This is a genomic window from Variimorphobacter saccharofermentans (genome assembly GCF_014174405.1).
Lineage (GTDB): Bacteria > Bacillota > Clostridia > Lachnospirales > Lachnospiraceae > Mobilitalea > Mobilitalea saccharofermentans.
Map to the genome: position 1 here is coordinate 4,020,862 of NZ_JACEGA010000001.1, position 23,707 is coordinate 4,044,568.

Below are 23,707 nucleotides of genomic sequence, written 5' to 3' on the forward strand. Positions count from 1 at the left end.
TCTCCGGTATGTCATATTGTTGTTGAAATACTTCTCAATATATTTTAAGTTGTAAACTTCTCTACTACTTTATTTAATCGATTCGCACCTTCCTTCGAGGTCTTGGTATTATTAAGTACATTTACTGCACTTTCCGCGATCAAAGATGCTTTTCCAGCAATAACGCTGGTACCATCCGCTCCCTCATTGGTCGCAAGGGTTATTTCACCGATAACCTGCTGCATTCTTCGAATCTCTGTCTGTAATACATCCGCTGTTGAATGAATCTCTGTAACCAATTCATTAATGGTTTCGGCATCCTTTTTATACTGATCACCGGTACTTACCTGAGTCTTATAATCGTCTGCAACCTGACTATCCAAGAACTCCAGTACCTTTTGTGAGGATTCGCTTAGGTTATTAACTGATTCAATCACGACTTGAGCAATGGATTGTATCTTACCGGTATTCACTCTGGAATGCTCTGCCAGCTTTCTGATCTCATCCGCTACGACAGCAAAGCCTTTTCCGGCTTCTCCTGCTCTGGCCGCCTCAATTGCAGCATTTAATGATAGAAGATTGGTTTGCTCAGCTACCTCTAATATAGCATCTGATAGAGAACTAATCTGATGAACTGCTTTCGCATGCTCAATTGCTTCCTTAAGCTCCCTGTCCACTTCCTCTTTAATACGAAAAGCTGCTTCCTGGGACTTTAACGCATTGCTTCTTAACTCCACTGCTCTCTGACTGATTTCTTCTGCCTTCTTTGAGCCTTCTTCGCTCTTTTCAGTAACATTCAGAATTACCTGCTGAATGGTCTGGCTCATATTATTCATTTCTTCGGCAGATGCAGCGGTTTCCTGCATTCCTGCAGACAACTCCTCTGTAGTCGCTGATACATCGGATAAGGATCCATTCAGTTCATATATGCTTTGATTTACAGTATCTACACTTTGATCTAATATCGAAGCTTCTTTTTTTACCTCCGATATAATTTCTCTCAGGTTACCTAGGAACAGATTAATGCTCTTAGCCAGGTCTGCAATTTCATTGTTATTCTTGAAGTTGATCGTCTGTGTCAGGTCTCCACCATTCTGAACTAAATCAGATAGTTTCTGTTGCATCTTACGAAGCGGAGGCAGAATACTATAGATTAAGAAGATTCCTATTGCAAAGCTCAATAAGATACCGAAAGCAAACACGCCTATTAAAATTCCTCTGGATTCTTCGTATTTCTGATTTACCTCATCTGTAATCTGATTAATCGTATTAATGTTCGAATCTAACATATTCGTTGTCTTAATAACCAGTGTATCATATGCAATCTTAGACTGCATAGAATTAAACTTCATTGCTTCCTCTTTGTTGGTCTTACTTAGTTCCATCAAAGATTCGTGAGTGCTAAGGAAGCTTCCCCATTGTGCATAGTGCTGGTTAATGATCGGCTTAAGATCCTCTGTAACAATGGCTTTATAGCTCTCAAAGATCTCCTCAATCTCCTTCTCAAGCGTTGCCATTTTCTCTTCTTCCTTCTCCTTCAAGCTTATATTATCTGCTAAAAGGTGATTATATTCCAAAAGTCTAAATTGCAGAATCTTATTACTTAGGGTATTGGCGTAATTTAACTGTGGCAATCTCTCTGTTGAGATCATATTGGAATTGTTCTTAATCGTATTCAGATTAACGAGAGAGAATGCAGATATAACTCCAGTTATAATTAAGGTTGCAATAACTGTTCCGATAAGACGCTGTCGTATGGAAAGTCTAAGTCTTCTGACTCTTAACTTCGGTCGCCTACCGCTACTTTGCTGAGATTTCTTAAGTAATTTCTGTTTCATTATGAAAGCCCTCCCACATGTACATTATAATTGCTAATGATCTGTAGCATATCAGTATCATTTCAATATCATATTCTGATAAATCATCCTAATATACACGACATAATATGTCTTGGTTTGATAATTTCCTACGAATAATTACATTGTAACTGTTGCACAATAATGTGTCAATCCGCCTATGGTGTTATGGGCTTAATTCCCTAATTAATATACCTACTATACTAACTAAATAAGTGCAAACATACCAATAATAGTTACAAATAGTAACCAATTTAAACAAAAAAGGTTACTCTCGATTACAACAAACAGGGATGCAACTGTAAAGTTGCATCCCTGTTCATATTAATTCATGATGATGGAAAGTTCGCAAAGCGATCTTTCCATCATATTCATTTTATAAAATATTCTCTTTGAAATGATATCGTTATGAATTATTTATAAAGATCTACTAATCTTAGTAAATGCTCATAACGCTCCTGAGCTGCTTTTTCAGAATCACTGAATAATTTCTCCGCACGATCCGGGAATGCACGTTGCAAACGAGTGTAACGTGTTTCATTATTCAGGAAGTCCTGATAGGATCCGTCACCTGGCTTAGATGTCAGTGTGAAAGGATTCTTGCCTTCTGATTTAAGAGCAGGGTTAAAGGAGAATAGATTCCAGTAACCGGACTTAACAGCCGCCTTCATCTCATCCTGACAATGATTCATACCGCCCTTAACTCCGTGAAGTTCACAAGGAGCATAGCAGATGATTAAGGAAGGACCGTTGTAAGCTTCTGCTTCAGCAATTGCCTTAACTGCCTGAGCAGGGTTAGCGCCAAGAGCAATCTGAGCTACATATACATAGCCATAGCTCATTGCGATTTCTGCAAGGCTCTTCTTACCAATTTCTTTACCTGCAGCAGCGAACTGACATACTTCACCGATATTAGATGCCTTAGATGCCTGACCGCCTGTATTGGAGTACATTTCTGTATCAAATACCATTACGTTAACATTCTCGCCGGAAGCAAGTACGTGGTCAAGTCCACCAAAGCCAATGTCATATGCCCATCCGTCACCACCAAAGATCCAAATGGATTTCTTAGACAGATACTGCTTCTTATCAAGAACCTCTTTGGATAATTCACATCCTGCTGCAGCTGCTTTCTCAAGCTCTGCAATTAATGCTTTTGCATCTGTAGTATTTTCTCTGGTGTTTTCTTTTGTTGCCATGAACTTCTCGATCGCTGCCTTCATCTCTGCAGAAGCTTTATCAGAAGCTGCTATTTTCTCTAACTTAGCAATGCATTGATCACGAAGGACCTTCTGTCCTAAGTACATACCAAATCCATGCTCTGCATTATCTTCGAATAAGGAGTTAGCCCAGGCAGGACCCTGTTTAGTATCCTTATTAACGGTATATGGACATGTCGCTGCAGGACCACCCCAAATGGAGGAACATCCTGTTGCATTGGAGATATACATTTGCTCACCAAAGAGCTGAGTTACTAAACGAGCGTAAGAGGTTTCAGCACATCCTGCACAGCTTCCGGAGAACTCAAGAAGCGGCTGATTGAACTGAGATCCTTTTACTGTTGTGTCTGCCGGCATGCCCGGTTTCTTTCCAACATTAGCAACTAAGTAGTCGAAGATCGGCTGCTCGTGTGCCTGTGATTCCTGAGGAACCATTGTGATTGCCTTTTCTGCTACAGGACATACTGTTACACATTCGCCACATCCCATACAATCCAGAGGAGATACGCTCATGGTAAACTTATATTCGCCTGCCTTAGGCTTCGTATCAGCAAGCTTAATGCCAGCAGGAGCTGCTTTCACTTCATCTTCATTTAACATAAATGGACGAATGGTTGCATGAGAACATACAAATGCACAGTTGTTACACTGGATACATTTTTCTGCATTCCATTCAGGTACAAGTACTGCAGTACCACGTTTCTCGTAAGCAGAAGCACCTAATTCAAATTGTCCATCTGCAATATCCTTAAATGCGGATACCGGTAGGCTGTCACCATCCATTAATGCGATAGGATTTAACAGCTCTTTCACCATCTTGACAACCTCAGGACGTCCCTGAAGATCATGAGCTGGTGCATCGGCAGAAGGATTTGACCAGGAAGCAGGAACAGTTACCTTATGAAGTGCATCTACACCGGCATCAATTGCCTTGTAGTTCATCTCAACAACTGCATCACCCTTCTTACCATAGGACTTCTTAGCAGCATCCTTCATGTATTTCACTGCATCTTCGATAGGCATTACATTTGCTAATTTGAAGAAAGCAGCTTGAAGAATGGTATTGGTACGTTTGCCCATTCCAATTTCCATTGCCTTATCGATAGCATTGATGGTATAAACCTGAATATTATTGTCTGCAATATATTTCTTAGCAGCTGCATTCAGCTTTGTATCTAATTCTTCGTCAGACCACTGACAGTTAATCATAAAGATACCGCCGGGTTTAACATCCTGAACCATCTTATATCCCTTAACAACATAGGAAGGGTTATGGCAGGCAACAAAGTCTGCCTGATTTATGTAATATGGACTCTTAATAGGCTTGTCACCAAAACGTAGGTGGGAAATGGTTACACCACCGGTCTTCTTGGAGTCATACTGGAAGTAAGCCTGGATATATTTATCTGTATGGTCACCGATAATCTTGGTTGAGTTCTTATTAGCACCTACGGTACCATCACCACCAAGACCCCAGAATTTACACTCTACGGTACCCTTAGCTGCTGTAATCGGAGCCGGTTTAACCTCCGGTAAGCTTAAGTTTGTAACATCGTCTACGATACCGATTGTAAATCTTGACTTCGGAGCATCCTTCTTTAATTCTGTAAATACAGCGAATACAGATGACGGAGGAGTATCCTTGGAACCAAGTCCATAACGACCATTTGTTACGATGATATCGTTCAGTCCTGCTTCACGTAAGGTTACAGCAACATCAAGATATAAAGGCTCTCCTAATGCACCAGGCTCTTTGGTACGATCAAGAACCGCAATCTTCTTAACGGTCTTAGGAAGTACCTTAAGTAAGGAGCTTGATACCCAAGGACGATACAGACGAACTTTAATAAGTCCAACCTTCTCTCCTGCTGCTGTTAAGTAATCAACTACTTCTTCTGCCACGTCACAGAATGATCCCATTGCTACAATTACACGATCTGCATCCGGAGCACCATAGTAATTGAATAAATCATAATCTGTTCCTAATTTCTGATTGATCTTAGCCATGTATTTTTCAACCACAGCTGGTAAATTATCATATACTGTATTACAAGCCTCACGATGCTGGAAGAAAACGTCACCATTCTCATGAGAACCACGCATAGCCGGACGCTCCGGATTTAATGCATGCTCACGGAAAGCCTTTACCGCATCCATGTTGCACATTTCTTTCAAATCTGCATAATCCCAGGTTTCAATTTTCTGAACTTCATGGGAAGTACGGAAACCATCAAAGAAGTTAATGAAAGGAACCTTTCCTTCGATAGAAGCAAGATGAGCTACAGGACTTAAGTCCATAACCTCCTGCGGATTCGACTCAGCTAACATTGCAAAGCCTGTCTGACGGCATGCATATACGTCGCTATGATCACCAAAGATGTTAAGAGCCTGTGTTGCTACTGTACGGGCAGATACGTGGAATACACTTGGAAGCTGCTCGCCAGCTATTTTGTACATATTAGGGATCATCAGAAGAAGACCCTGAGAAGCTGTGAATGTTGTAGTAAGTGCACCTGCTGCAAGGGATCCGTGTACTGTTCCGGCTGCACCTGCTTCGGATTGCATTTCAACAACTTTTACTTGGTTACCAAAAATGTTTTCCTGCCCTAAAGCAGACCATTGGTCAACAGAATCGGCCATTGGGCTTGAAGGCGTGATAGGATAGATACCGGCTACATCTGTATACGCATACGCGACGTGTGCGGCGGCAGTATTACCATCCATTGATTTCTTTGCTCTAGCCATTTTTTATATCCTCCTTTTTAAAAGGGCATAACAGCCCTATAAAACCGACATAAATTTTACCACTTGAATAGTGTTTTGTAAAGAACTATGTACCCTCTTTTGGATATTTGGTAGTAATTATCAAATAGTGCAGGAAATACAAAATGCCTTTCTACCATTTCGTATAGTAAATTAGTCGCAGATTAAGATGGTTAGCAAATTAATGGAAGAGGCAGTTACACAATGATTTACATGAATTATGACTTACCTCACACACAGACGGAAGTAACAAGTTGCTAATCCTGTATGTCTCTGACGAACATAAATGATCGTCCTGTCCATACAGAATTCAACAACATTGAACTTCCGACAGTGCATTATGGTAAGTCATAATCCCTGACTACATTGCGCAACTGCCCTTTAAATCCGTTATATCAAAAAATACAAGGAACAGAAATTATAACATTACTCCAATATGATGTTCTCCAGTTCACTTGCTTCCTTACTTAAGGTCTCACTTAAGGAGAATATCTCTTTAAATTTATTCGTAATCTCATCCATTGCCTGGCTTACAGATTCGATATTTGCGGCAGTTTCCTCCGATATTGCGGAAACATTGCTCATATTACCTACTACATCCCCCCGAAGCTTATCAATCACAGCAAGCTCCTGATGCTCACCATTTACACTGGATATAATATTGTCAATATACGTACCAATTTTCTCAAATACTTCTTCTGTTGTACTGACCGCTTTATTCTGCTCTTCCAAAATCTCTTTCGTATTACCCATGGATAGGGATACCTGCTCCGATTTCAGCTGAATTTCGGATACCAGACTATTAATCTCAACAATCGACTTTGAAGTCTGATCAGCAAGCTCTCTTACCTCTTGTGCAACAACAGAGAAGCCGGCACCATGCTCTCCCGCTCTGGCCGCTTCTATTGAAGCATTTAAGGCTAACAGATTTGTTTGCTTGGCAATCTTGGTTATGGTGTCTGTTATGGTATAGACAGCATTTAATTTGGAGATAAGCTCCTGTGTAACCTCACTGATCTCCTTTATATTTTTATCGTTTTCATTGGATTTCTCAGCCAGAGTCTTAACAACGGTACGCACTTCGTTGTTGGCCTCCAATGTCTGATTCGACAGATCCACGGTTTTATTAATGGCATCAAATACATTAACCAGCTTTTGCGACATCTCCTCAACAATATAGCTGGTATCCACAATGCTTTGTGTTTGCGAGGTGCTTCCATCTGCGATGCAACTAACGGATGCGGCTATCTCGGTACTTGATTTCATGACATTCTGTGTCAGATCATACAAATTCGAACTCATTTTCGCGCTATTCTGAGAAATATCCTTGATTGTTTGATTTACTTTCATCATATGATCTCTTGACTTCTGAATATCCTCTGTCAGCTTTATCTGCTCTTCATAGGCTATTCTGGTATTATTAACAACCATGTCCTTAACAAGAATTAAGAAGATCGCGATTGCAACGGTATTCATGGATACCATGGGTACCAATAGATTTTTTATCATAAACTTTTCAACATTGATCAGGTTAAATACTTCCAATGGTGATCCTTCAGAGGTCGTGAACACAGACGAGAAAAACAGTAAATGGATACATTCCCAAACACAGCAAAATGCAGCCCATAGCCCTATTGTCTTGAGATTAATATTCTTAGGCCTGAACTTAAAACGGTATACAATAATGGCAGACACAATGCCTGCGAACAAGGTCGCTAAAGAACAGCCGTAGGCTGTCCATCCCCCTAAGGATACCCGGTAAGCCGCCCCTATGATACTTACAATGATTCCGACAATAGGTCCCCCAATTATTGAGGACAGAACAGCTATAGAGGTTCTCAGGTTAACCTTGGTTCCTCCAATATCCATCGCATACTTGCTGGCGGCTGATATAGCAATTCCAAATAGCAGTATTAGAACCACCGATCCAATCAGGTTCGGTTTTTCGGATACCACATACTTAACAGCCGTCTTAGATAAGCTTAGAATGTACATTACCATTAATACCAATGAAACATAAACTAATAATTTACCTAATACTTCAATCATTTCGAAGCCCCCCTAAAAGATTGTGCATTATTCATCATCGTTTAAGTCATTTTATTCTGTTTGTACGACAATTTTACCTATGCATAGTAATTTTACGCCAATCTTTGTCAAGATACAATACTTATTTGACAATAAAATCCAACTATTTATGAAAATATTTTTTTACTGTAAGAAATGCTTCCATTTTTTGATCCTAAGCTAGATCCCTATAATAGATACATATTCTTGTCCATTATAATACAAGGGGGTATTGCAGAATATCCTTGCAGTGATATTCTGCAGTACCCCCTTGTTTTCTTATGAATCCACATCCTCTAACCCGTAGATGTAATCGGAAAAGGTTCCCCAGTACTCCACCTGATTTTGCTTTGGATCAGAAGATAAGAAGTAAATAATAATTGGTGCTTTATCAAGCTCTGGGAAGTTCTGAAATAGGAGGCGGTCTCCATATCGTATTGCTTCCAGGGCAAGCGGTAATTCCTCACGGAAAATACGGTTCCTAATCTCGGATTTATCCATATCCAGCTCACCATTCACATATACATATGCCTGATAAATATATCCTTCTCCTTTTTCATACCATTCTCCCAGTACCTCATCCCTCAACTCATTTATCTTATCAAAAGCATAACTAAAACCAATTGTCAAAGACAGCTCCGCATCAATATCTGAATGGGTAAGGGTATAGCGCCGTGGAATGATCGGTTCTGTATCCGTTACTCCTGTTCGATACTCCACTGAGAGTCTATTAGGGTCTAATCTCCTCATATTGCCTGCTCCATTGAATTATCCTTATCAAATTATATGATAAAGTCCGCCCCTTAAGACTTTTTATTAGTTCCATGTTAAAAAATGTAATAAATTGCCAGACTATTGACATGATTCTGTTACAAATACATGACTAGCAGAAAAGATTAACTGAAGCGTACTCTCTACCGTATTGAAATGTGGCTGCAATTCAATGTATCAGAAGGGGCTGTGGCATGATTTATCAACTGTGATCATGACTTACCATAATACACTGTCGGGAGGACATGTTGCTGTGTTTTGTATGTCTCAGTCGAATATTTTATGTTCGCCTGAGACATACAAAACCAGTAATATGTCCTACCGTCTGTGTGTGAGGTAAGTCATGATCACTGTTGATAAATTATGCCACAGCCCCTTTATACGCATTATTCAACAACCACTTTTCACATCATACTTTTACTCATAAATCCTCCGTATGTTCATATAATGTAATAACATTGCATATATTTGGAGGGACTATGAAGAAGATACTGATCAAGACGTTACTGGTATGTGTGGTTGTTCTGTTTTTCCCTTTTATCATAACTTTGATGACATCCAGCAAAAATAGTAACAAAGCTATAGAAACAATGAATTTCACCATTTATTATGAAACAGACGGCTTAAGAAAAAAGCTTACCTTTGATGAGTACTTGATCGGTATTGTAGCCGCCAATATGCCGGCAGGTTATCACATGGAAGCACTTAAGGCACAGGCAGTCATATCTCGTACCTATACATTATATAATATCGCTCTCTTATGGAAAGAGCATCCGGATCAAAATAGTTTTACCACCTCCGAACTGGGACTTTCCTATATCAGCTTGGATTTAATGGAGCAGTTCTGGGGGAGCGAGGATTATCGCTCCTATTTTACAAAGCTGGAGAATGCGGTATATGGAACCAGGGACGAAGTCCTGGTTTATCATCGTGACCTAATTCTTCCCGTATTTTTTAATACTGGGAGCGGATTTACCCGAAATGCCTCGGAAGCATGGAATATTGATATTCCTTACCTGATTAGCGTACCCAGTAAACAGGATGTAACCTCCACCAATTACCTGACCATTGAGGAGTTTGAGATATCGGACTTAGTTACTTTGTTAAAAGAGAATTACCCAAACCTCACCGTCTCAGAGGATAGCTTTTTTCAGGATGTTGTCATTCAAAATAGAGATAGCGCTGGTTATGTAACATGGGTGGACCTTGGCAACCAAACCGTATCCGGTGAAGAGTTTGCCAAGGTCCTGGGATTAAAATCAAATCATTTTTATATGGAAAGTTATGATGGCATGGTTCGTGTTATCTGCAATGGTTCGGGCCATGGAATTGGTCTCAGCCAATATGGCGCCAACGCAATGGCAGAAGAGGGATACTCCTATACGGACATTTTAAAGCACTACTATACAGGAGTTGATCTCGTTACCATAGGGGAATAAATCCGTATTATCGGTAACTTTTCTTTGCTAAAAAGATAAACTCCTCCATCCATATTCGAAATCTTTTATGTTCAGCCCGATACATATTGAATAATCCGTGATAGAATACATCCACCTTATATAAGTCCTTCTCGGAAATTGCTTCTCCAGCATAACGATGACGCATAAAAATATCAGCAACATCCTTAAAAGTGACGGTTTCATAATGGTATATATCTCGTACTCTATTGGAGAGCATACGTATTGTCTCGTCAGGCTCCAGAGTAAATCCTTCCTGCTTTAATAATCTCAGAATACGGGTAAAAAGAATATACATCTTTTTATTTCGATCTGACTTTTGATAGGTTTTCTTATAGTTTAGTTTTAATATAAGGAATGCCATTATCACAAACAGGATTAATACTACAATCGCTGCGGCAAATATAATAACTGCTTCAATGATCTCATCATTGTTGTTAAGATACTTTTCACTGGTAAGGTCAATGGTTACTTCTTGACTTTGGTTCATCAGAGATCTTATATATGCCTCATCATAGGGAACCTCATAGGTAGCCCGCACTTGTGTTCCTTCTTTCGGAAGATCCTTCCATTTTACATACCTTACCGTATAGAATGAAGCAGTCGCTTCAAAGGGAATCCACCCTACACCCTCAATATAAGCTTCAGCCCAAGCATGTGCCTGGCTGTTCTTAACAGGGAATAAATTGTCATCGCCCTTCTCACTGAATTTTACGATAAATCCCTCGACATAACGTGTAGGTATCCCAACACATCTTCCGAGAACTGCCATTGCTGTAGCAAAGGAAGTACAATACCCTTCTTTACTTTCAAATAGAAAATAATCGATAAAGTCCCTGTTCTTCGGAACCTTCTGAGGATGCAGGGTGTATTGATACCCTTGCAGGAACTTTTCAATGGCACGTAATTTATCATAATCCGTTTCACAGTCTGCTGTAATATCCTCTGCTAACAGTTTCACCCTATTGGGTAGAGAAGATGGTAATCCGGTATATTCTTTCCGTATCCATTCAGCTCTTTTCCCGAGCAAATCAAAGAGTCCATCCTCGGGGGTTATCACTTCTATATTATCTGCTTTAATCATTTGATCTTCTATCAGTTCATAAGACTCCTTAGAAGGTTCTACTGCATTATCATAAGAAAAACCATCCGCATCCCGTAGCATTTGCTGAAAGGCTTCCCCATTCAAATTCATATCATAATAGGTTTCTTCATAGGAGAGCCCCTTACCATATGCCTTGGAAAAGGTCATATTGGGTAGCATAGCCGACGGGTAGCTGTGATCGGAACGCATTTGAATCCATGTTGTCTTAATCGGGTAAAAACAGGTCTTGGTCTTTATATTATTGTAATATATCTGATAGTTTCTTCTCTCTATAAACCGATTTTCCCGCAACACCTCAGGATCCTGACAGGATAACGCATAGATGAGCTCAGAATAGTCAAGTAAATAGTCCTGTGTTGAAAGTTCTGGATCCTTCGCTGTCTTTTCCCAGCTGTGACCGGTGTACTCATTACTGACAGCACCAATCAGATACATAGACGAGCTGTACTTAGCTCCTGTCACCTTTAATGCAACTGTACTGTCCTTTTTTACTTCTCCACCACTCCGCAGATCACCACCGTCATCGGAGTAGCCAGTCATACTTACCCCGAACACCCTGTCTACAGGATGAAGAAAATATTCCCACTCTGTCACCCAATTATCAATCTGTTCTTTCACATTGCGATATAAGTTCTTCACACCTTCCCATTGAATGGGTTCCGGTTTAGAAGGTAAACTAATTGATAAAATAGCTAGTATCAGGCATACCGGCGCCAGATATAGGATACCTTCCCGTTTTTCCTGTCTTCCTGCTTTTTTATTATAGTAGGCCCCATAAAACTCGATTAAGATGGATAACCCATAAAAAATTCCAATTGCTACTACTGCTTTGTTAATTTCATATTTATTAACACTTAACACAATCATTGCTGCTATCAGTAAGAATGCCAGTACTAATTTTGCCGTCTGATTTTTGGTAATAAGGTAGAAAAGTATGGCTCCCATACAGATTACCCCTAATACAACAAAATTTGCCTGATATTTCACATACATCTCATCGGTACGATCATAAATCCAACACCAATGGAGGATATCCATAAACCAACGGACTGGATTCACTTTCATAATCCAGAAAATGGCTCCGGATACCGGAATTACACATGCCAGCAGTAAGTAGCTGATTGCATTCCTGCGGTTCTGATCAAACAGATAGATCAATAAGGCAGTAATGAAGGAAAGTAACGTAGTATATGCTATTGAAGCTTTTAAATGAAAAAACTGATTGATAGTCAGGATGCATGCCAAATTTAATGCCATGCTTAAAATTGTATGATAAATTTGATATAGCTTTTCTCTATCCTTCAGCATTACATGCCCTCCCTTCTAGCCAACCTCTCTGTTTAGTACGGTACCGATTTCATCCTCCGACATTATCTGATATACAGATATTCCGGAAAGCTTCATGCTATCAATTAACTCCTTTGTCTTGTCAGTTATATCATCACTGATAAAAAGAATACTAACATGATTACCGCTTGATAGTACCTGCCAAGACGTAAGATATAGTTCCTTTGTTAAGCTATGGGTTGCAATCACGTAAAATAAACCCTCATCACCACGATGCATTCTATCTCTGACAAGCTCATGGATCGGCGTATTGCTCTGAAAGCGAATGGAAACGCATGCTGTATAAAAAGCATTGAATTCTTCCTTGGAGGAAATATCAATCTGTCTCTTGCCATCCATATCATAGATAATCTGAGAAGGAGTGCCTCTCAATGCATAATAATTAGAGATTGCTAGTACACTTTCGATGATTTTATCCTCGGATATTACAACCTTTAACTCATCTTCTTTAATCTTCATCAAGTCCATAAACAGCACAATTTCTGATTTGGGAATATTCTGATACTGTCTTGTTAACAACTCCCTCTGTCTTGCCGTTGCCTTCCAGTGAATCCGTTTTCTGCTGTCTCCCGGACTATATTTTCTTAATTCTGTATCCAGCTCTCCTTCTGCCGTATTACTGAACCGTCTGGGATTCTTAACATCAATCTGAGGCGGAGCAATCCCCAGCTGTTCAACTGGAACAACACGCGGAAGTACCACAGCCTTAATCTTGGAGGAAATAGGATATGTAATTGCAAAGAGATACAGGAAGTCGGTAATTACTATGGAATCAACTCCAACATAATATTCTCCTCGATAATTACACTTGATCTTTGTATCCAGACGTTCCCGTTCACTGGGTAACAGGCTGTAATTCACATCCTGACTGGTGGATTCAATCGTAGATTTATCATGCAGAAAGTTAACCTTAATATTGCGAAAGGTAACATAGTCTTCATTAGCGATGATAAAGGAATATCCCGTCCAATCCCCCTTTACAACAAGAAAACTGTCCATGGTCTGGTATAGTTTAAAGCGAAAGTATACATACAGTGTATAAATAAATGCAATGACTGGAATTAGTATGGTCAGATAAAAAAGAGCATACGGAATGTTACCTCCATAATAGGAGGCAAAGATACCGCTTCCAATAATTGATAAGATGCAAATTAACCGGTTTATTTTCATAAATTACCTCCAGAGGTTACTGTACCATCTAAATTCGTAATAAACATGCTAAATACGATTGTTGTACTAGAGTAATACAGGTACAGGTATTTTTGAAACGATGGATTTCAAGATTTTCTCCACCTTAGTCTGGGATAATTTAGCTTCCGGTGACAATATGATACGGTGGGACAATACTAACGGGATTAAGCGTAGTATATCGTCCGGAATACAATAATCTCTTCCTTCAAGATAGGCCTGTGCCTGGGATGCTCTAAGTAAAGCCAGTGTAGCTCTTGGACTTGCTCCCAGTGCAATATTCTTATCTTTTCTTGTTTCCTGAACAACCTTTGTAATATAAGTAACCAAATCCTGATTAACCTTTACCTTTTCTACTTCCTTTTGCATCTTTAATATGGCTTCTCCATCCACAACCGGCTCAATTTTAGCAGTCAACTTATTACTTAGAAAGCGCTCTGCCATTATTTTTTCCTCTCCGGCTTCTGGATAGCCTATGGATATTTTCATCATAAAACGGTCTAATTGTGCTTCCGGCAAATTATATGTACCAAGATAATCTACGGGATTTTGTGTGGCTATTACCATAAATGGCTGGGGAATCGAGTAGGTTATGCCATCCACGGTAACCTGTTTCTCTTCCATAGCTTCTAATAAGCTCGCTTGTGTTTTTGGAGAAGTACGGTTAATCTCATCTGCCAATATTATGTTATTTACAATGGCGCCCTTGGAATATTCGAATTTTCCGGTCTGCATATTGTAGATTGACAGTCCCGTCACATCACTGGGCAAGGTATCTGGCGTAAATTGAATTCTGGTAAATCCGCTATTGATCGTATTTGCCAATGTCTTTGCAAGAGTTGTCTTGCCAACTCCTGGGACATCCTCTAATAACAGGTGTCCGCCAGCCAGCAAAGTAACCAGAGTGGTTTCAATTACTTCCCTCTTACCGACAATGATTTGCTCCATATTATGTATCATTTCTGCAATTTTCTTTTGATTTTCCATATAGTAACCCTTTCTCCTTGTTTATTTTTAATCTTATGGTATACCTACGTGCATACTGCGATATTTCCATGGTTGATTAGTAATGTATAAAAAAGTAAACCCATCTTCCATTATTATACTGTATGCAATAAACAGAAACAAGGTAAGAATTACAGGGCTTTTTGTACTTTTTGCAGTAGTGTCTTAGTGGTTTTGTATAGTAAGAAGAAGCGATGGAAGGGAGTAAGCCGAAGATTCGATCGATATAGATAGCGGAGCAGCTTTCTTGTACTCTATACGAAATATCAGATACTGAATACTAGCGAAGAACCAATCGGAGGGAAGCAATCCGACGGCTCGAAATATATCCTCCACGGAGCCGTTTTCACTTAATTGCGCCTAGTAGCGGTACATAAGACTCTAAAAAACAGAGCCTAAGTACCGACTGGCGCAAATGCTCCGTTCTGGATATATTTCGAACCGTCGGTTTACTTCCCTCCGATCGCTTCTTCGTTGGTACATAGGGCTCTTAAAGACAGAGCCCAAGTACCGACAGTGTAAATGCTCCGCTATCAATATTGTTCGAGCCGTCGGCTTACTCCCTTCCTATCGCTTTTTTGTCGATACATAAGGCTCTACAGAGCCTAAGTATCGACGAATACAATTACTCTGACTTGGGATATTTTTCATAATTTGACACTTATGGAGATATGACTGGATTGATCATACAATATGGGTGTATTGAATCAAAAATGTCTGGGCAGTATCTCTGCTCAGACATTGATTAATCAATTATCCTTGATCATTATATTCTTTTTATGAATTCACTCAATAATTTTACCGTATTTTTTATTGCTATTTCTTCAAATTCTGAATATGTCATCTCCGCACTATGATCCGCCTTATCCGATATGGCTCTGATAATCAGGAAGGGAAGATTATTTAAATACGCCGTCTGGGCGATGGCTGCTCCCTCCATCTCCGTGCAATAGGCATCAAAGTTTGATACTAATTCTTCTTTCTTCTTGCCATCGGAGATGAACTGATCTCCGCTTATTACTCTTCCAGTATGAACCCCCACTTCCGGTATCACTTCTGCGCATACACTCTGTGCCAGTTCTAACAAAGCCCTGTCCGCCTCAAAAACAGATCGCTCCATTCGGGGAATTATTCCCAGATCATATCCAAAGCCAGTTGCATCCATATCATGCTGCTGTGCATCGGTTGAAAGTACAATATCTGCAATATCTATTTCGTTTCTTAACGATCCGGCCACTCCCGTATTAACCACTGCATCTACGTGGTAGCGGTCTACCAGAATCTGAGTGCAGATAGCTGCGTTCACCTTTCCTATTCCACTTCGTACCACTACAATCTCTTTACCATGGAATAGCCCTTTATTAAACTCCATTGAGGCAATAGTCTCTACGGATACATCCTGCATCATTCCCTTCAGAATATGCACCTCTTCATCCATTGCCCCGATAATCCCTAATCTTTTCATAATAAACTCCGTTCCTGCGTAGACACCCTTATCTTCTATAAGTCTAGCGCATATATATCTGTGCTTTTATTCCTTATTATCCAATGCAAATATAGTTTACCTTATTTTATACGGAAATACAATCTGCTATAGCATACCCCTATTCTTCTTTTTTGCTCTGATAAATATGTGTAATGATAGTTTCCATGGGCATTTCCTTGATGGAAATATCCGAAAAAGCGCATTTATCTGATAATCTTGCCATAAAATCAGTAATACTGATTTGATCAAGGTCAACACTTACTGTGATATTTAACTCTGATTCCTTATCTAACAAACTGGAGCCCTCAATATCCCATTGTTTTAATGGTCGCTGTAAGGTCAGCTGGACGATTTTCTTCGCACCAAGAACTTTGCGGAGATTTTCGATAGAATCGTCAAACACCTTTTCCCCATGATTAATGATGATTACATCCCTGGCCAGCTGCTCCACATCCTCCAAATCATGGGTCGTTAAAATAAAGGTCGTTCCCTCCTGATTCATCTCCTTAATAAATTCCCTGATATTCTGCTTAGCAATGACATCCAGACCGATTGTAGGCTCGTCAAGAAATACTACCTTGGGTTGATGAATCATCGCCATAATAAACTCACATTTCATTCTTTCACCGAGTGAAAGTACACGGGTTGGTCTGGTAATGAAGTCTTCAACTTCGAACAGCTTTGCCATTCGATTAATCCGCTCATCATAGTCCTTATTCGATACCCCATATATCGCTTTGTTCATACGAAAACTGTCTATTGGTGGAATATCCCAGATCAACTGAGATTTCTGTCCAAATACCGCACCAATCTGATGCACATAGCTTTTCCGGTTTTTTGTAGGATTATATCCCATAACATCGATGGTTCCGCTCGTTGGATACAAGGTACCCGTCAGCATCTTAATGGTGGTGGATTTCCCCGCACCATTTGGCCCAAGTATTCCGATGATATCTCCCTTCTTCACCTCGAATGAAATATCATTTACCGCCATAACAGGAACCTTTTCCCGAAAAAATAGAGATTTTAAGTTTTCTTTAAATCCGCTTCCCTTTTTATAGGTTTCATATTTTTTTATTAAATGCTCAACCGTAATAATATTAGCCATATAACCTCCATGGTACCTATTTGTCGTACACTGTACTTTGATTGTCGTTTACCCCTTTCGGGACCATATTATCCTCCGACTCCTTGATACATCCGTACCATAAACCGGTACAACGCAACCCCTGCCAGCATAAACAGGAAGCAGGGTATGATTGCAAGAAACATTGCAATGTTTGTCCTTCCTAGTAGTGCAGATGCAGGATAAAATCCGATCATGGCAACGGGTATGATATATGCAGAAATCATTTTGATGGACTTTGGAAAAATACTCTGTGGATATTTGCCAAAGCTTCGTAAGCTATCAAAAATCTCCGGTATTCTGGAATTTCCTACCCACTTAAAAGATGTAGCCGCCATTAATAGTCCGGTTCCCATCATGACAAGCAGTCCAATGATAAATAATGCGAGAAATTGTAACCACATGATTAGGGTTGGTGCTGCGATATGGGATAACGCTACCAGGAAAATGGTAAGTCCACCGATAAACAGACCCGTGGCCTCGATAGAAAAGGTTCGGGCCATTAGTAGAAACATCGTATCAACCGGCATCAGAAGCACCATCTCAAAATTACCTTCTCTAACGGCTCCCATGGTTGCCCATAGAATTCCATGGAATGTCATATCTGCAATCGCCATGGACATGGTGAATATGGATTGAATTAATAATACCTCATAAACCGTCCAGCCCTCAAAGCTGGCTCCGGCACCATAGATCAATAGAGTAACAAGAGGTAGCAGTATATTTCCGAATAACATAATAATTGAATTTAATATAAAGTTCATTCTATAAGTAGATGCCTGAGCAAACGCTACCCGAATGCATTCTTTATAAATTAGCAAATACCGTTTCATAATCCCTCCTGATGGAGTCTCCTTAATTAAGCTCCTACTCCGTTAAAATGTCTAATAGAAGCCTTATAGATTAACTCACTAAGCATCATCGTACACACCACTGCAATTCCCTGGCAGCCTACAATAACTGGAATAGACATGGATATTCCGGCCAGATTAAAACTACCGGTAAATACCATGGCCGGTACATAGGACATATACGGAAATGGCAAAAAGAATAAAAGCTTTTGAAGCCATAACGGGAAGAAAACCAGAGGTATGAAAGCTCCGGAGAATACTCCGGACAGAAGATCAAATACTCTCCGTATTCCTGAGGATTGAACGAACCAAAAGGCTGTCATTCCCAGAATATAATGCACATAGAAATTCATCAAAAACGCAAGTGCAATTGAGAGTACAGTCCAGCCAATTCTTTTCGGTACCATATCCACTCCGAATAAAAATGTTAAGATTATATAACATGGAATAAACTCGACGACCATCCCAAGGAACCGATGTCCCACCTTCTGTGAAAAGGCAAAGAATCTGTGATGAATCGGACGCATTGCAAAGGTTAAGAACTTACCTGTATGAATCAGCATCTGAAGATTCCAGTCTGCAAAATCCATTGTTAAGTATCCGATCAAGGTAGACGCTCCAAAATACGCAATCATTTGGGATAGGTTCATACCATTAATCTCTGTTCTTCCTCCATATACTGCCGTCCATATAAAATATTGAACAATAAAATATACAGGTCCCACAAAGATTGAGACCATAGAATGAGTGCGGTAGGCGCTCCATTCCTTATAGGTAACGAACGCCACCGCTTTCATGACTTCAAACTGATGTTGTATGTATTTCATATAGTTCTCTCCTATGAAGTCCTATTCTCCTTAGAGTATGTTTTATAGTATAGACGTAATTATATTAATCCTGACCACATAACTGCTGCCGCATTATACAGTGGTTCCGGACACCATACATCATTGATGAACGGAATAAACCAGGCTGCAACCAGTTTCTCCTTCGGATCTATGATTATGCAGCAGCCCCCTGCTCCTTCATGGAAGAAGGTCCCTTTTGAATAAAGACTCGCATCATTGCATCTCATATCCGGTCCCAAACCGTACTCACGATATACTCCTCCTGCTCCCCAACAATAATCCTTGATATGAGGTGCTGTATAGAGTGTTGACATCTTTTCAATTGCTTTGCGGCCGATTACTCTGTTTCCATCGATGGAACCTCCCTGCTGCAGCATAATACCAAATCGACATAAATCATAAGCCGTACTTAGCATGGCTCCACCGGTACCGGGTATCTTCTCCCAGATTTCTTCTTCCTCGCTGGGCTTCACTCCTGCCAAGATATCGTAAATCTCGTTTTCTCTCTTTTCATTCGGAATATTTGTTCTCTTTACAACTTTATCAAAATCTTTAAAGAAATAGGTGTCTTTCATACCACAGGGTTTCACAATATGCTCCATGATATAATCATTCGCAAATTCTCCGCTGATTCTGGTAATAACCTCTCCAAGAATGACATAACCAAAGCTACAGTAAGCCCACTCTTCTCCCGGTTTTTTTCTCATACCGGTTCTCAGTGCAGAAGCAATCCAGTTCTTACCCCTTTCATGTTCAATAAATGCCCAGGGAGATACGAAGTATTTGTTAGGGAAGCAGTCCTCATCCGCTTGTAATCCGGAGGTATGTGAAAGTAAATGTGCTATGGTAATTTCATTAAAGGGTGACTCATTGAACTCATCAATAATTTCGCCAACCTTTTGATTCACACGAAGCTTACCGTCCTCAACTAACTGCCATATAGCGACCGCGGTAAACAGCTTTGTTATCGAAGCAATCGGCTGAATGGTATCCGGTGATATTTCTCTGGTGTCCTCTTCACGGAAGGACAGTTTTCCAATCGCATTATTCGCAAATACCTTACCATCCCTAGCCATACAATAGTTAGCCGAGAGAATCTTATTTCTATCAATTAAGTCCTGAAAAAAGCGATTTAGCGTGTCAATCCTCTGCTCATCATAACCAACATCCGATGCTTTGTAATCTGTTTTTAAACTAATCATACCCATACCCTCCTACAGAATAGAATTTAGTAATGATTTATCCTGCAATCACTACTATAGTAATAGTATATTTTCCCAGTAATATATTTACTTATTATACAATATACAGCAAGAAATGTAAAACCAAAAATCATTTAGAAAACCATTTGCAAATTGTGGTTTCGTGAGATACAATGTACTCGATTATGATTACCTTAACAAAGAAATATTTACATATTGTAATTTTTTGCCGCTGACATACGGCGAAAGGGAGGAATATATATGACGTATAAAACATCTGGCGTATGTAGTAGAGAAATCACCTTTGACATAGACGAAAAAACCAACACCATTAAAGAGGTTACCTTTTTGGGTGGCTGTTCTGGCAATGCAAATGGACTATCCCGTCTATTAGTTGGTATGAATGTGGACGATGTGATTCAGAAGCTTGACGGTGTGACCTGTGGCTTTAAGTCTACTTCCTGCCCGGATCAATTGGCAAAAGCGTTAAAGAAGTGGAGGTCTTAATAGTGAAACGAATTGTATTAACCGGAGGGGGAACTGCCGGCCATGTAACCCCCTGTATTGCCTTAATGCCGGAATTAAAAAATTGTGGTTATGAAATTCAATATATAGGTTCCTACAATGGGATTGAAAAGAAGCTGATTGAGGAATATAATATCCCGTATCATGGGATCTCCTCTGGAAAATTAAGAAGGTATTTTGACCCTAAGAATTTTTCAGATCCCTTTAAAGTAGTCAAAGGTTATTTTGAAGCTTCCAGGCTGCTTAAGAAAATCAGGCCGGATATTGTTTTTTCAAAAGGTGGTTTTGTTACCGTTCCGGTCGTGATGGCCGCAAAAAGGCATAAAATACCGGTAATTATACATGAATCCGATATGACCCCTGGTTTAGCCAATAAACTTGCCTTACCGGCTGCTAAAAAAGTATGTGTTAATTTCCCTGAAACTCTCAATTATTTACCGAAAGACAAGGCTGTTCTTACCGGGACCCCTATTCGCAAGGAGCTCTTTTCGGGAAATAAAATTCGAGGGCTGGATTACTGTGGTTTTACCGCTAATAAGCCCGTTATATTAGTCATTGGCGGAAGTACCGGCTCCAGAGCCATCAACGAAGTGATACGCGGTATGCTGCCCACCTTATTACGGGATTATCAGGTCATACATCTGTGTGGAAAAGGTAATCTGGATGAAACGCTAAAGGGTACCTCTGGATATGTACAATATGAATATAGCAAACGTGAATTAAGTGATTTGTTTGCAGCTACAGATTTGGTGATATCAAGGGCAGGTGCTAATGCGATATGTGAGATTCTTGCATTACGTAAGCCCAATATCCTGATACCTTTGCCAGCTGCTTCTAGTCGCGGTGATCAAATTTTAAATGCAGAATCTTTTGAACGCCAGGGTTACTCCTACGTTCTTAAAGAAGAGGATTTAAGTCCATCCCGACTCCTTTCCGCAATTGACACAGTTATGGAAAAAAGACAGGAATATGTGGATACCATGTCAAAAAGTAACCTGAATAATTCCATTGAGACCATTGTACAGCTAATACAAACTGTATCTGAAAATAAATAGAATTTTCTTGAATGTATCATTATAATATAACCAAATAAAGAGTCTCTATAAGATCCTATCAACCTCCTCCAAGCAAGGACCTTGGCACGAATCTTATAGAGACTTTTCGTATCAATCACAGTAATTCCTACGAGCTAGATATCTGAATTACTGGATTAAGCAACATTTCCTGGTTGAATCCTTTACACAAGTAGGTATTTGGACTCTGTTCTTCAACGCTTGCAGTATATATCCGGAATTTAAGAAATTGTACTCACCGGTACTTAGGTTCTGTTCCTTAGAACCTTATGTACCGATGAAAACCGATGAACAGGAGCAGAAAATATATCCAGAGTGGAGTATTTGCACTCGTCGGTACTTAGACTCTGTTCTTTAGAGTCTTACGTACCGCTACGTAGTGCAATTAAGCGCAAGCGGCTCCACGGCGGATATATTTCTTGCTCCTGTTCATCGGTTTTTCTATCTCACATAGTACTTACTTTACTCCCACATTAAAGGATTCGGCTTGCAATGGCTGCCGCAAGAGCTGCTGCCTCTCCTTCTGCGTAGCTGTCCTTTTTCCAATCAATCTGAACCGGATCTCCATTATATCTGGGGATAAGGTGGATATGGAAATGAAATACCGTCTGACCTGCTGCTTCTCCATTATTCTGAAGAAGATTGATTCCGTCACAGTTCAGCTCTGTCTGCATCGCTACGGCTACTTTACGGGCAACCAATAATGCTTTTTCTGCAGTTTCATTATCCAGATCAAATAAATTCGCACTATGTTTCTTCGGTAATATTATCGCATGCCCTTTCGCTGCGGGCGAGATATCCATAATTACCTTAAAATCTCCATCCTCATAAATCGTAGCCGAAGGAATCTCTCCGGCAATAATCTTACAGAAAATACAACTACTCTGCATAAAAACCCTCCTTCACGCCTTGTTCTAAGTAATATAATTTTAATACACCTTGTGTACTGGTATGTCGATTACTGTAGCATTCTTTATATTGCAACATTTTCCATATTTTGATACTATGATTTAGATAACTTGTAAATTTTATGAAATCTATTAGGGGGCGTTATAATGTTTTCTGAATACAATAATGATACTCTGGCCAGTATGGTCAAATCCAATCCTGAATTCGATACCATGATTAAAACGATTATCGAGCAAAATAAACAGACAACCTCTACCTTTGTCCATGAGTTACGCAATCCTTTATCTCTTCTTAAAGGTACCGTACAATATATTGAATCAAAGCATCCTGAGGTAAAGGAATTCAAGTACTGGGATCAAATGCAGGACCTGATCAATGATATGGAGCATCTCATGGCTGATGTCTCGCTACTGAACACCTTTAATTACGTAAATAAAGAAAACACCGATCTCATTACTATGATAAACAATATCATCAACAGCTTTATGCCTAATGCCATTACGAATCAGATAAAATTAAGCCTTACCATAGATCCTTCCAGCGAGAAATATTTTACTTCTTACTACTGTGATGCAATTAAAATAAAGCAGGCCTTCGGAAACCTAATAAAGAACGCTTTAGAAGCTACTGAACCGGGCAATTATATCCATATATCCCTGAAGTACATACCGTCCGAAGAACCACTCCCTTCTAAGCTTTCCTTTGAATTCAGCAACAATGGCCAGCCCATTCCTGAGGGTAACATAGAATGTATCTTTAATCCCTTTGTCACTTACAAAAAGGGTGGCACTGGAGTTGGTCTTGCTCTTGTAAAGAAGGTAGTTGATCTTCATTATGGTACCATCTGCGTAGATTCTAACCCGGGAAAGACTACTTTCTTAATACAGCTTCCATTATAAGTAATGCAATTATTTTGCATTATATATGCA

The 23,707-nt window shown here is 39.8% G+C and carries 17 protein-coding genes; 4 read left to right on the plus strand and 13 right to left on the minus strand.

The genetic code is table 11. The annotated features are described in order from the left end of the window. Positions 1–44: 44 nt before the first annotated feature. The 4 genes from H0486_RS17575 to H0486_RS17590 all read right to left on the minus strand — a co-directional run bounded on the left by H0486_RS17575 (position 45) and on the right by H0486_RS17590 (position 8,635). Positions 45–1,817, minus strand: a complete 1,773-nt coding sequence (locus H0486_RS17575) for a methyl-accepting chemotaxis protein (RefSeq protein ID WP_228354231.1) — start codon at positions 1,815–1,817, stop codon at positions 45–47. Positions 1,818–2,248: 431 nt separating this feature from the next. Continuing rightward, positions 2,249–5,800, minus strand: coding sequence for a pyruvate:ferredoxin (flavodoxin) oxidoreductase (gene nifJ, locus H0486_RS17580; RefSeq protein ID WP_228354232.1), 3,552 nt, complete (start codon positions 5,798–5,800; stop codon positions 2,249–2,251). Positions 5,801–6,244: 444 nt separating this feature from the next. Next, positions 6,245–7,867, minus strand: a complete 1,623-nt coding sequence (locus tag H0486_RS17585; protein ID WP_228354233.1) for a methyl-accepting chemotaxis protein — start codon at positions 7,865–7,867, stop codon at positions 6,245–6,247. A 297-nt stretch (positions 7,868–8,164) separates the two neighbouring features. Beyond that, positions 8,165–8,635: a staygreen family protein gene (locus tag H0486_RS17590; protein ID WP_228354234.1), complete on the minus strand. Its 471-nt coding sequence runs from the start codon at positions 8,633–8,635 to the stop codon at positions 8,165–8,167. 500 nt (positions 8,636–9,135) lie between these two features. Here H0486_RS17590 and spoIID point away from each other — a divergent pair, with 500 nt between their 5' ends. After that, positions 9,136–10,095 carry a stage II sporulation protein D gene (gene spoIID / locus H0486_RS17595; RefSeq protein WP_228354235.1) on the plus strand — a complete coding sequence of 320 codons (960 nt, stop codon included), beginning with the start codon at positions 9,136–9,138 and terminating at the stop codon, positions 10,093–10,095. 7 nt (positions 10,096–10,102) lie between these two features. Here spoIID and H0486_RS17600 read toward each other — a convergent pair whose 3' ends face one another. The 8 genes from H0486_RS17600 to H0486_RS17635 all read right to left on the minus strand — a co-directional run bounded on the left by H0486_RS17600 (position 10,103) and on the right by H0486_RS17635 (position 20,271). Then, positions 10,103–12,526, minus strand: coding sequence for a transglutaminase-like domain-containing protein (locus H0486_RS17600; protein ID WP_228354236.1), 2,424 nt, complete (start codon positions 12,524–12,526; stop codon positions 10,103–10,105). Positions 12,527–12,541: 15 nt separating this feature from the next. After that, positions 12,542–13,735, minus strand: coding sequence for a DUF58 domain-containing protein (locus tag H0486_RS17605; RefSeq protein WP_228354237.1), 1,194 nt, complete (start codon positions 13,733–13,735; stop codon positions 12,542–12,544). Between the two features lie 66 nt (positions 13,736–13,801). Then, a complete protein-coding gene (locus H0486_RS17610) occupies positions 13,802–14,740 on the minus strand; it encodes an AAA family ATPase (protein ID WP_228354238.1) in 939 nt (312 codons plus the stop codon). Between the two features lie 784 nt (positions 14,741–15,524). Then, positions 15,525–16,223 carry a 5'-methylthioadenosine/adenosylhomocysteine nucleosidase gene (locus H0486_RS17615; protein WP_228354239.1) on the minus strand — a complete coding sequence of 233 codons (699 nt, stop codon included), beginning with the start codon at positions 16,221–16,223 and terminating at the stop codon, positions 15,525–15,527. Between the two features lie 139 nt (positions 16,224–16,362). Next, positions 16,363–17,352: an ABC transporter ATP-binding protein gene (locus H0486_RS17620; protein WP_228354240.1), complete on the minus strand. Its 990-nt coding sequence runs from the start codon at positions 17,350–17,352 to the stop codon at positions 16,363–16,365. A 68-nt stretch (positions 17,353–17,420) separates the two neighbouring features. After that, on the minus strand, positions 17,421–18,203 hold the full coding sequence (locus H0486_RS17625) for an ABC transporter permease (RefSeq protein WP_228354241.1): 783 nt from the start codon (positions 18,201–18,203) through the stop codon (positions 17,421–17,423). A gap of 26 nt (positions 18,204–18,229) precedes the next feature. Continuing rightward, a complete protein-coding gene (locus H0486_RS17630; protein WP_228354242.1) occupies positions 18,230–19,048 on the minus strand; it encodes an ABC transporter permease in 819 nt (272 codons plus the stop codon). Between the two features lie 59 nt (positions 19,049–19,107). After that, complete coding sequence (locus H0486_RS17635; RefSeq protein ID WP_228354243.1) at positions 19,108–20,271, minus strand: serine hydrolase domain-containing protein; 1,164 nt, start codon at positions 20,269–20,271, stop codon at positions 19,108–19,110. A 261-nt stretch (positions 20,272–20,532) separates the two neighbouring features. Between H0486_RS17635 and H0486_RS17640 the strand changes: the two genes are divergently transcribed. Both H0486_RS17640 and H0486_RS17645 read left to right on the plus strand, forming a co-directional pair. Further along, positions 20,533–20,778, plus strand: a complete 246-nt coding sequence (locus H0486_RS17640; RefSeq protein ID WP_228354244.1) for a TIGR03905 family TSCPD domain-containing protein — start codon at positions 20,533–20,535, stop codon at positions 20,776–20,778. 2 nt (positions 20,779–20,780) lie between these two features. Next, positions 20,781–21,851, plus strand: coding sequence for an undecaprenyldiphospho-muramoylpentapeptide beta-N-acetylglucosaminyltransferase (locus tag H0486_RS17645; protein WP_228354245.1), 1,071 nt, complete (start codon positions 20,781–20,783; stop codon positions 21,849–21,851). 491 nt (positions 21,852–22,342) lie between these two features. Here the strand turns inward: H0486_RS17645 and H0486_RS17650 are convergent, their stop codons facing one another. Further along, a complete protein-coding gene (locus H0486_RS17650; RefSeq protein ID WP_228354246.1) occupies positions 22,343–22,759 on the minus strand; it encodes an HIT family protein in 417 nt (138 codons plus the stop codon). Positions 22,760–22,924: 165 nt separating this feature from the next. Here H0486_RS17650 and H0486_RS17655 point away from each other — a divergent pair, with 165 nt between their 5' ends. Then, the gene (locus tag H0486_RS17655; protein ID WP_228354247.1) at positions 22,925–23,677 is read left to right on the plus strand and encodes a sensor histidine kinase; all 753 of its coding nucleotides are present in this window, start codon (positions 22,925–22,927) and stop codon (positions 23,675–23,677) included. The last annotated feature ends 30 nt before the right edge of the window (positions 23,678–23,707 follow it).